This window comes from Streptomyces sp. NPDC001508 (assembly GCF_040298665.1).
GTDB lineage: Bacteria > Actinomycetota > Actinomycetes > Streptomycetales > Streptomycetaceae > Streptomyces.
Genome location: NZ_JBEPAP010000031.1, coordinates 91436 through 102152 on the forward strand (window position 1 = coordinate 91436; position 10717 = coordinate 102152).

5 protein-coding genes, 1 tRNA gene and 1 pseudogene are annotated in these 10717 nt (G+C 73.2%); 3 read left to right on the forward strand and 4 right to left on the reverse strand.

The annotated features are described in order from the left end of the window. Positions 1-26: 26 nt before the first annotated feature. The 3 genes from ABT245_RS25965 to ABT245_RS25975 are packed head-to-tail and all read left to right on the forward strand — an operon-like array spanning position 27 to position 6878. Positions 27-1451: a TIGR02678 family protein gene (locus ABT245_RS25965; RefSeq protein ID WP_351737488.1), complete on the forward strand. Its 1425-nt coding sequence runs from the start codon at positions 27-29 to the stop codon at positions 1449-1451. Continuing rightward, entirely contained in the window at positions 1448-5602 is a 4155-nt protein-coding gene (locus ABT245_RS25970) for a TIGR02680 family protein (protein WP_351737490.1), read from the forward strand. Before ABT245_RS25965 ends, ABT245_RS25970 begins: the two co-directional genes overlap by 4 nt. Further along, on the forward strand, positions 5592-6878 hold the full coding sequence (locus ABT245_RS25975; protein WP_351737492.1) for a TIGR02679 family protein: 1287 nt from the start codon (positions 5592-5594) through the stop codon (positions 6876-6878). The genes ABT245_RS25970 and ABT245_RS25975 overlap by 11 nt, the downstream gene beginning before the upstream one ends. A 233-nt stretch (positions 6879-7111) precedes the next feature. Here the strand turns inward: ABT245_RS25975 and ABT245_RS25980 are convergent. From ABT245_RS25980 to orn, 4 genes and pseudogenes are all read right to left on the reverse strand, one after another. After that, positions 7112-7339: pseudogene (locus ABT245_RS25980) on the reverse strand (transposase); the annotation flags it as partial. Positions 7340-7542: 203 nt separating this feature from the next. Beyond that, entirely contained in the window at positions 7543-8886 is a 1344-nt protein-coding gene (locus ABT245_RS25985) for an endonuclease domain-containing protein (RefSeq protein WP_351737494.1), read from the reverse strand. A 628-nt stretch (positions 8887-9514) separates the two neighbouring features. Further along, a tRNA-His gene (locus ABT245_RS25990) sits at positions 9515-9587 on the reverse strand. A gap of 318 nt (positions 9588-9905) precedes the next feature. Then, positions 9906-10511 carry an oligoribonuclease gene (gene orn, locus ABT245_RS25995; RefSeq protein WP_351737496.1) on the reverse strand — a complete coding sequence of 202 codons (606 nt, stop codon included), beginning with the start codon at positions 10509-10511 and terminating at the stop codon, positions 9906-9908. Positions 10512-10717: the final 206 nt, after the last annotated feature.

Consider the following 10717-nt stretch of genomic DNA (forward strand, 5'->3'; position numbering starts at 1 on the left):
ATGGGCCGTCACCGGGGCAGGACCGCGTGAGCCGCGTCGCCGAGGGCGTCTCCCCGCTCGAACTCGCCGACTACCAGAAGGCGGTGCGGCTCGTCCTGCGGCATCCGCTGATCACACCCGGGTACCCGGACAAGGCGGCGCTGGCGACCGTGCGCCGCTGGGCCGACCAACTGCGCACCGACCTGATGGAGGTGCTCGGCCACCGGCTCGTCACCACCGCCGACACCGCCCGGCTCCAGCGCGCCCAGGACGGCCTGGACGCCACCCGCCCAGCCCTCACCCGCGCGGGACGGCCCTTCGACCGCCGCCGCTATGCCTACCTCGTCCTCACCCTCGCGGCCCTGGGCCGTCACGGCGCGCAGGTGGCGCTCGGCGAGCTGGCCGACGCGGTCGCCGCCGACGCCGTACGCATCGACGGACTCGGCCTCGACACCGCGCGCAAGCCCGACCGGGACGCCTTCGTCGACGCCGTCACCTGGCTCACCGAGCGCGGCGCGCTCACTCTCGCCGACGGCTCCGCCACAGCCTGGGCCGGCGACCCCGAGCGGGCCGAGGCCCTGTACGACATCGACCGGGAGATCCTCCTCGCCGTCCATCACCCGACCCGCGTCCTGCAGCACCTGACCTCGGTCACCGCGCTCCTGGACTCGGCCGGTGCGCTGGGCATGTCCGCAGGGCGTGCGGCCCAGCGTCGCGACCAGGCCCGCCGGGCTCGCCGTCTGGTGCTGGAGAATCCGGTCGCGTACTACGCCGACGCCGACACCGAACTCCTGGGTCAGCTGCGAGCCCCCGCCCTCGCCGAGGACCTGGAACGCCTGACCGGGCTGACGGTGGAGCGGCGGGCCGAGGGCGTGGCGCTCATCGACTCCTCCGGCAGGCTGTCCGACATCCGTTTCCCCGGCGGCGGTACCGTCGCGCAGGCGGCGCTGCTGCTGGCCGCCCGGATCAGCGCCGCCGTCCAGCGTTCCGGACGGCACGCCCTCGAACGGCTGCCCGCGCCCACCGCCGCCGAACGCCTCGCGGCGCGCGCCCGGCGTATCGACGCGGCTCTGCCGTCGCGCGGTCCGGTCGCCGAACTCGCCGGACTCGCAGAGCCGGAGGAGGCGTCGACGGCGTACGCGGCACCCGGTGACAAGGGGCAGGAGCCGGCAGAGACCCGTTACCCCTTCGTCACGGACTCCTGGCTCCGGGGCAAGCTCAAGGAGATCACCGCCGAGTACGGCGCGGGCTTCGCCGCCGACCTGCGCGGCGACCCGGACCGGCTGCTGGACCAGGCGCTCGATCTGCTGGCCGCCATGTCGCTGATCGCCCGGGTCGACGGCGGGGCCCTCGCGCTTCCGCTGCTCGCCCGCTACCGGGGGGTCACCGCCCGCGTGAGAACCCGTGCGGCGGCCCAACCGCCCTCTCAGACACCCCTATTCACCGACATCGCCAAGGACCCGACTCCGTGAGCACCCCCGCTCCCACCCCCTCAGCCCGGTTCGTCCCCACCCGCGCCGGGATCATCAACCTGTGGGACTACCGGGACGAGGAGTTCTCCTTCGCGGGCGGCTGGTTGGTGCTGCGGGGCCCCAACGGGTCCGGGAAGACCAAGGCGCTGGAGGTCCTGTTCCCGTTCGTCCTCGACGGCCGTATCGACCCCAAGCGGCTCAACCCGTTCGCCGCCGAGGACCGCACGATGAAGTCCAACCTGCTCTTCCGCGGGCAGGACAGCGCGCTCGGCTACGTCTGGATCGAGTTCACCCACCGGGAGACCGGCGAGGCCGTCACCTGCGGCATCGGGCTGCACGCCCAGCGGCACCGCGACACACCCGCCCGCTGGCACTTCGTCGCCGACGGCCGCGTCGGTGAGGACTTCTCCCTCCTCACCCACGACGACCGGCCGATGACGAGGAAGCAACTCGGCGCCGAACTCGGACGTGAGCTGATCACCTCCACGGCCGACTACCGTGCCGCCGTCGACCAGCGCCTGTTCGGCCTCGGCCCGGAGCGGTACGAGCAACTGCTCACCCTGATCCTCACCCTGCGCCGCCCGCAGCTCGCCAAGAACCTCGACCCGGCCAAGCTCTCCGACACCCTCACCGTCGGCCTGCGCCCGCTCGACGACGACCTGATCGCCGAGGCGGCCCGTTCCTTCGACGACATGGAGTCCGTGCAGCGCACGCTGGAGGGGCTAGCCGCCGCCGACGACGCCACCCGCGCCTTCCTCGCGAGCTACTCCACCTATCTGCGGGTCCACGCCCGCGCCGCCGCGGACCGGCTCACCGCCCGCCGCGTCGAGACCGCCGCGCGCGCCGCCGCGCTGCGCACCGCCACCACGGACCTGACGGCGGCCCGGGAACAGCAGGCCGCCGCCGAGAAGCGCGCCGAGTCGGCCGACGCCGCGCTCGCCGCCCAGCGCGCCCGTCTCGACCAGCTGCGCTCCTCCGCCGCCTACCAGGCCGTCGAGCAACTGGCCGACCTGGAACGCCTGGTGCGCACCTGCGAGCAGACCGCCCGGCAGGCGAGCGCCGAACGCGAACGCCGCACGGCCGCCACCGGCCGCGCCCGCGCCGAGGCCGAACACGCTGCCCGGCTCGCCGCCGAACTCGACGCCGCCGTCTCCCGGGACGCCGCCGCCGTCGCCGACCACGCTTACACCGCCGGCCTCCCCTGGACCCCGGCCGACGCCGAGCCCGCCCTCCCCCACTCTCGGCTTCGCTCGAGCGGGGGGACCCCCACCGCCGAACGCTCCGCCGCACTCGCCGCCGCCCGCCACGAGGGCGTCCGGGCCGTGCGCGCCGCCCAGCAGGCGGCACGCGGCGCCGAGCAGACCCGTGACCTTGCCCGGGTCTCCCTCGACCGCGCGCAGGAGGCCGTCACCGCGGCCGAGACCGCGGAGACCGCCGCCGAGTCGGCCCTCGAATCCGCCCGCGAGCAGGCCCGTACGGCACTCGGCCAGTGGACGCAGGCGCACGGCGAGCTCCTGACCGAGGAGGGGTCCGGCCGACTCGCCGGAGCCCTCGAACGCACCGGCGAGGCCGAGGCGGACACGCTCGCCGACGCCTTCACCGAGGCCACCGCTCCCGCCGTGCAGGAACTGCGTGACACCCTCGCCTCCCTGCGCGCCCGGCGCACCGACGTCGAGCGTCGCCGCGCCGAGACGGAGGCCGAACGCGGCCGGATCGCCGCCGAACACGACGACGCCCCGCCCCCGGCCCGCGGCCGCACCGCCGACCGGGCACCCGGTGACGGCGTCCCATTGTGGCAACTCGTCGACTTCGAAGAAGATCTGACGGAACGTCACCGAGCTGACCTGGAAGCGGCCCTGGAGGCGTCGGGCCTCCTCGACGCACTCGTCACCGCCGAGGACACCCCCGTGGCGGCCGGGCACAGCGAAGGCTACCTGCGTGCCGGCGCCCCGGTGAACGGACCGAGCCTCGCCGATCTCCTGCGCCCCGAGAGCCCCGAGAGCCCCGAGAGCCCCGAGAGCCCTGGAGCCGGCATCGTGATCCCGACCGCCGCCCGGATCACCGCCGTACTGCGCTCCGTCGCCGTCACCGGCGACCTCGACACCGGCATCCCGCACATCGGCCCCGACGGCCGTTACGCGGCCGGTGTCCTGGTCGGCGCCCACACCAAGGAGCACGCCGAGTACGTCGGCGCGACCGCCCGCGCCCGCCGGCGCGCCGCCCGGATCGCCGCCTGCGAGGTACTGCTGGGCGAACTCTCCGCCCAGCTCGACGAGTTGGCGCGCCTGCAGGCCCGTACGGATGCCGCCCTGGAGGCGTACGCCGCCGCCCGCGCCGCCCTGCCCCGCACCACCGGCATCACGCAGGCACTGCGCGAGCTCGACCGGGCCGCGGCGAGGCTGCGCGCCACCCGCGACGCCGCCGACGCCGCCCAGGGCTCGTACGACGAGTCGGTGGCCGCCTGCTCGGTCGCCGAACGCGCTCTGCGCCGCACCGCGGCCGAGCACGCCATCGAGATCGAACGCGTCGACGCCGTCGAGACCGCCACCCGCGCCTTCGAGACGGCGGTCCGCGAACTCGCCGCCCGCCGCCGCGAACACGCCCGCCAGAGCGAGGCGGCCGAGGCCGCCGCCGAGCGGCTCGGCGCCGCCGCCGAGGACGAGGAGGCGGCGGCGGACACCGAGCGCGCGGCGCGCCGCCGGCACACCGAGGAGGCCGCGGGACTCGAAGCCCTCCAGACGGCCGTCGGGGCCGAGGCGCAGGAGGTGATGCGCCAGGTGCAGGAGACCGAGGACGGGATCGACGCCCTGGTGAGGGAGGCCGAGGCGGCTCGTACGGCCCAGCACGCCGCCATCGCCGGCACCGCGGCGGCCGAGGCCCGCCGTACGGCCGCCGCCGAGGCCGGGGCGGTCGCCGCGGCGGAGGAGAAGGACACCGCCCGCGGGCTGCGCCCGTACGCCGCCCGTGAACTCCTCGACATCCTGCGCTGCCCGCCCGGCCTCGCCTGGCCCGCCCGGGAGGCCGACTGGACCGGAGAGACACTCCCGCCGGCCGTGGTCGCCGTACACGAGGCGATCCTGTCCGCCACCCGCGACCTCACCCCCACCGAGACCAGCCTCAAGCAGTCCGTCACCCGTCTCACCAAGGCCTTGGACGACCTGCAGGCACAGCTCGCCGCCGCGGGACAGGACTACCGGCCTGAATGGGACGGCTCCGACGGCGTCATCCTCGTCCGTGTGGCCGACGAGGAGGGCCCGCTGCCCGTGGCGGCCTTTGCCGAGAAGATTGCCTCCCACCGCCGTGACCAGGCCGAACTGCTCTCCGAGTCCGAGCAGCGCATCCTGGAGGACGCCCTGCTCACCCGGCTCGCCCAGCAGATCCACGACCGCACGGTCGACGCCCGCGACCTGATCAGGCGGATGAACACCGACATGCGCCGGCGCACCATGTCCTCGGGGACCACGGTCGGGGTGAGCTGGCTGCTCGCCGATCACCTCGACGACGAGCAGCGCGCGGTCTGCGCCCTCCTCGACGCCGACGCCGCCCGCCTCGGCCCCGACGGTCTCGCTCGGGTGCGCACCCACTTCGCCGCGCAGATCAAGACCGCCCGTGCCCGCCATCGCGACCAGCCCTACCGCGAACTGCTCGCCGAGGTCCTCGACTACCGGCGCTGGCGGCAGTTCGCGTTCCAGCTGGTACGCCCCGACAAGACGGAGGAGAGGCTCACCCGCGCCCGGCACAGCCGACTGTCGGGCGGTGAGCAGTCGGTATCGCTGCACCTGCCGCTGTTCGCCGCCGCGCACGCAATGCTCAACTCCGCCGACCCGCACGCCCCGCGCCTGCTCGCCCTCGACGAGGCCTTCGCCGGAGTGGACGACACCGGGCGCGGCGAACTCATGTCACTCGCCGCCCAGTTCGACCTCGACCTGTTCATGACCGGGTACGACCTGTGGGCCGCCCACGCCTCCGTGTCTGCCGCCGCCCACTACGACCTCGCGCACACCGCCGTCGACCACACCGTCTCCGCGCTTCTGCTCGTCTGGGACGGCGACCGGCTTCTCGCCGACGACACCGGCGACCTCACCGCCGCCCTCGGCTCGCCCGGCACCCGGCGCGCCCCGACGCCCAAGGAGGCCGCGGTTGTCGGCTGAGCAGAGTGAAAGCCATGGGTACAACGAGTTGCGGGGCGGGGGATGGACCCGCCTGATCGCCGCCGCCCGCCGCAGACTGGAGCGCACCGGCGGCGCGCTCGACGGCGACATCGGGCTCACGGGGCCCAGCGAGGCCGAGCGCCGCACCGTCATCGGCATCACCGGCCGCTACCGGCCCGCGACCGTCAAGCGCCTCGCTGTACCCCTGCGTGACCTGGACGGGTATCTGTACGACCGTTATGGCACCGGTCTCCTCCAGACCCTCGGCCAGCTCCACGGTCCGCTGCGCGACCGGCCGGCCGAACGGGCCGACGAACAGGCCCGCCGGGAGCAGGCCCTGACGTCGGCCCACTCCAGTCGGCTCGCCGGGCAGGGATGGTTCGCCGCCTGGCTTGACCGCATCGCCGCCGACGGCACTCTCACCCGCCTTGTACGCCGGGAAGACGCGCCGCTCCTGGACGCGGCGGTACGCGTCCTGGAAAGACTGACCGGTGACGAGGAACACCGTGCGGGCTCCCCCTACCGGGTTCCCGGTGTCCTGCCGCTTCCGGTGCTCGCCGAGTGGGCCACCGGCGACACCAAGGCCCTCGTGCCGGGTGCCCCGCTCGAACAGCTTGTCCTGCGCGCCCTCGCCCAGCGCGCCGGCGACGGCCGTGTCGTCCCGCGTGAGCGGGCCGGGCGGCGAGCCCTGTGGGAGAGCGCCGGGGCCATCGCCGACGACCTCGCCAGCCAGGTACTCGTCCTCAACATCGGGGCCGAGGGCGACACTGTGGTCTGTGACTGGCTGCGCGATGCCGCTGGCTTCGGCATCCCCTTCCGGCTCACTCTCCACCAACTCGCCACTGCTCCCGTCGTCCCCGCCGCCCGCACCATCTACGTCTGCGAGAACCCGGCCGTACTGCGCGCCGCCGCCGGCGAACTCCAGGACACCGGTGCCGCCCTCGTGTGCACCGAGGGCGTCCCGTCCGCCGCCTGCCACAAACTGCTCGGCGACGCTGTACGAGCGGGAACCCGGCTGCACTGGCGCGCCGACTTCGACCGGGCCGGACTGCGCATCACCGCGGACGCCGTGGCCCGCCACGGTGCCCAGCCCTGGCGGATGACCGCCGCCGACTACACGGCGGCACTCGTCGAGGGCGAGTCCACCCCGCTCGCGGGACCGCCCGCGGCCAGCCCCTGGGACCCCGGACTGACCCTCGCGATGGAGGAGTCGGGCAGTGCGGTCATGGAGGAACGCCTCCTGCCCGCGCTCCTGTCCGACCTCACCCGCGCCTGAACCGGCGTCCGGTGGCTGTCGGATCGATCCGTCCACCACGGTGTGCCGACCGGCATCCACCGGTGAGTCGGCGTCAGTGCCCGAGCCCCCTGGGGCCGACTGGAACGGCGGTGTCATCCCAGGGAGCGGGCGACGTCGAGTCCACGCTGACCAGGCTGAGATCGACGTCGTCGCGGGCCGCCGCCCCGGCGGCCATCGCTTCCATGAGGGTCTGGAAGATCTCGTCACGCGGCACCCGGATGCTCGCGCGGCCACGCTTCCAGCGTGTCGGCCGTGCGGTCGGGCAGCACGTCGATCCGCTCATGGGCCTCGGCGTCGATCTCGACGGTGGCATAGCGGTGCCGCCGGCGCAGGGCGAAATCGTCGACGCCGATCACGCGAGGCACCCGCCCGGTGGGCAACGGGATGCGCAGCAGGGTACGCAGGGCCGTGTGACGGGACAGGCCCACCGCGAGTGCGGCGGCGGCGATTCCATCGTGACCGAGTTGCCGGGCCTCCGCCCCGTTACGGCAGCCGACGCTGACGCTCGTTCAGGTACGCTTCCACCTCTCTCAGCTTCGCCTGTAACGGGGCCGATCAACTCATTTCGCAACGCCTCATACCACGTCAACGAGTCGAAGTACCGGGAAGCAACCCGTAGACCTTCGACGGCTCCGGTGCCCGCTCAAAACAGTTCTAGATCCTCGCCGCTGGTGTCCGCGATGACTGGCCGGAACTGGGCAGGGAGGCCGTCCAAGGGGTCAGGACCGGCCGCGGCGGCTACGGCGGGGGCTGTCTCGGCCAGCCAGGCACGAAACTGCTCGGCGGCTTCGCGGTAGGGGACTCGCGCCAGAACACGGTGCTCGCCGGAGGGGCAGAAGTCGACGGCGACGGTGAGCAGGCAGGAACGGGGCGCGTTCTGACTGCCGGTCCAGGACACGCGCAGGACACCGCAGGGCTTGCGTCCGCGGGGGGCGCGGTGGGTCGGGCGCAGCGATCGGCAGGCTGTGTGGGCGGTCCATGCGGCGAGGTGTGGCAGGGGAAGGGTGGTGCGTGCGCGGCAGCCGGGGCAGCGGTGCCAGTGGCGGAGCCAGTGGTCGGTGTCGGTGTGGAAGAGGCGTGTGTAGCGGTTCGCCACGCGGATGTCGTTGCTGTAGAGGTGGTCGGGGCGTTCTTGTGTGTTGCAGGACTGGCAGAGGGGGGCGCGGACGTAGCCGTGCTCATGGCAGTGGTCGAGTACGGTGGCGGGCGCGGTGCGGCAGACGGCGCACGCCCACCCGGCCACCCTGCGGGAGGTACCGGGCCTCTTGCTGAGCACCGAGTACCGCTGGCCTTCCAACTCCTTGTTGTACGGGCGCAGTGAGGCGGTGCGGGCTTCGGGGCTCGTCGACTGTCGGCCGTCGGCGGCTCGGGCCTGTCGGGGGTGGGAGGGTGGCTCGGTGGCGACTGCGCGTGCCTGGTGGGTCCGCGCGGCTTGCAGCCACTGCGTTTCGGTGTGCTCGGCCGCATCGAGCAGCCTGACCACAGCGCGCGGCAGCCACCACGTCCGCTGCGTCCCGTCGCGGGTCTGCTCCACGAGTATCTGTCGCCAGTCGATCCCCGCCAGATGGTACGGCCGGCCGACTTCACGCCGTGCTGCCCGCTCGGGGCCGCTCAGCTCCTGTAGTTCCCCCGTGATGCGCCAGCGCCAACGCAGCGGTGTTTCCTCGGTGCACTCCTGCCTCGGCGCCCCACGAAACGGACCGACGCGGACCAGGTCCTGCCGATCCATCCCTACCGCGTTCAGTTCCGCGGCCGCCCGGCGCACCCGGGCCTCCGGAACACTCCACTGACCGCCGCTCACCCTCACCGTCGCCACCACATGACCGCCGAGCAGGACGTACCCCGCCCGGGCGCGGGCGGGAGGGCAGGTGAATGCCCCAGACGCCGTCGGCACAGCACTGTCGGCCGTCAGATCGACCCATAGAGCGTCCGCGGCCCCCAGGGTGATCAGGCCGTCCGGGCGACCGGGCATGACACGATCTGACATACCGACAGGCTAACGGCCTGCAACGCGGCAACGGGTCTCCAAGCGCCTCCGCCAGCAGGGGCACCGGCATCCCTGTCGGCCGCAGCTGAGGTGGCTCGGCTGCCGGCCCTCGCCAACACGGCGAGTGTGCCGGAAGACCGGCGCGTGGCACCTGGTCCATGCGGTGCACCAGCCACTTCTCGAACGCGTCACCTTGCCCGGGGAGTTCTTCGCGCCGTTGATGGCCACAGCCGTCTACGACTCTGATCCCAGCTTCTGCCGTTGGTTCATCGCGCCCGCGCCCTACGCGTTCGGGCGCCGGCGAGTCACGGCGGCACTTCTCAACCATCCATGGACGGGCACGGACGCGGGAACAGCTGTCGGCTGCATCGACCGGCGCGGTGACCTGCTGTTGGACGGTCGCATGGCTCTGATCAGGTCCCGTCACTCAGCGGCGGATCGATGCACGAAAAACTTACACAATGTGTAACTGAAGGCATGCGCTAAGTGAGGTTCCATGCGGATTTACGGCGACCGCTCCTTCCCGGACGACTCGAATCGCGGGTGGAGGGGCCGTGGTTCGGCCGTGGCCAAACGGCAGACAGGCCCCTGGCCTGCGTTTCCGCAGGCCAGGGGCCTCCTGGGTGAGGGTGAGTGACGGGACTCGAACCCGCGACATCCTGGACCACAACCAGGTGCTCTACCAGCTGAGCTACACCCACCACGACCGGCGGTTACTGTGTGGAGTCCCTGACCGGCCGAGAAAAAGTGTACAGGGTCCGAAGGGGTGCTCGCGCACGCCTTTCACGGCACCCTCCGCCGGGGCGTCGGCGGTTAGGGCGTGTTTCGAAAGTAGCGTTGTCCGCCCGGAGGGCGGGGCCCGCGGTGTCTGGTGCGGTGCATCGCAAGGCGGAGGGTCGTCCGCGTACTGGGCGTACGCGGGCGATCCCGACAACGCGGCGTGGGGGCACCTCCCGGCCGAAGGCTGGGGGAGTGCCGTGCCAGGCGTCGCGGGCCAGACGGGACTTTCGAAACACGCCCTAGCGTGCCGCGGGCAGGACGTGCTTGGCCGCGATCGACCTCGCGGTGTCCGAGTCGGGGCCCGGCTGGGGGACGAAGATCGCCTCGCGGTAGTAGCGCAGCTCCGCGATGGACTCGCGGATGTCGGCGAGGGCGCGGTGGTTGCCGTTCTTCTCCGGGCTGTTGAAGTACGCGCGCGGGTACCAGCGGCGGGCGAGTTCCTTGATGCTGGAGACGTCCACGATCCGGTAGTGGAGGTAGTCCTCCAGCGTGGGCATGTCGCGCAGCAGGAAGCCGCGGTCGGTGCCGACGGAGTTGCCGCACAGCGGGGCCTTGCCCGGCTCCTTCACATGCTCCCGCACGTAGGCCAGGACCTGCTCTTCCGCGTCGGCCGGCGTGGTGCCGCCGGGCAGCTCGTCGAGCAGCCCGGACGCGGTGTGCATCTGGCGTACCACCTCGGGCATCGTCTCCAGCGCCGAGTCCGGCGGACGGATGACGATGTCCACCCCCTCGCCGAGTACGTTCAGCTCCGAGTCGGTGACCAGGGCGGCCACCTCGATGAGCGCGTCGTCGGACAGCGAGAGACCGGTCATCTCGCAGTCGATCCACACCATGCGATCGTTCATATGCCTAACCTTACGGCCCGTCGTTGCTTCCGGTGCCGGTCGTGTGCGGGTCCACGGCGAGCCGCCGTGGCCGCCGACGATACCGAGCGGGGTGGGGGGGGGGGCCCCCCCCCCCCCCCCCCCCCCGGCCGCCCGCCCCGCCCCCCCCCCCCCGCGCCCCGGGGCCGGGCCCGGCAAGCCGCCGGGGGCCGGGGCGGGCGGCGCCA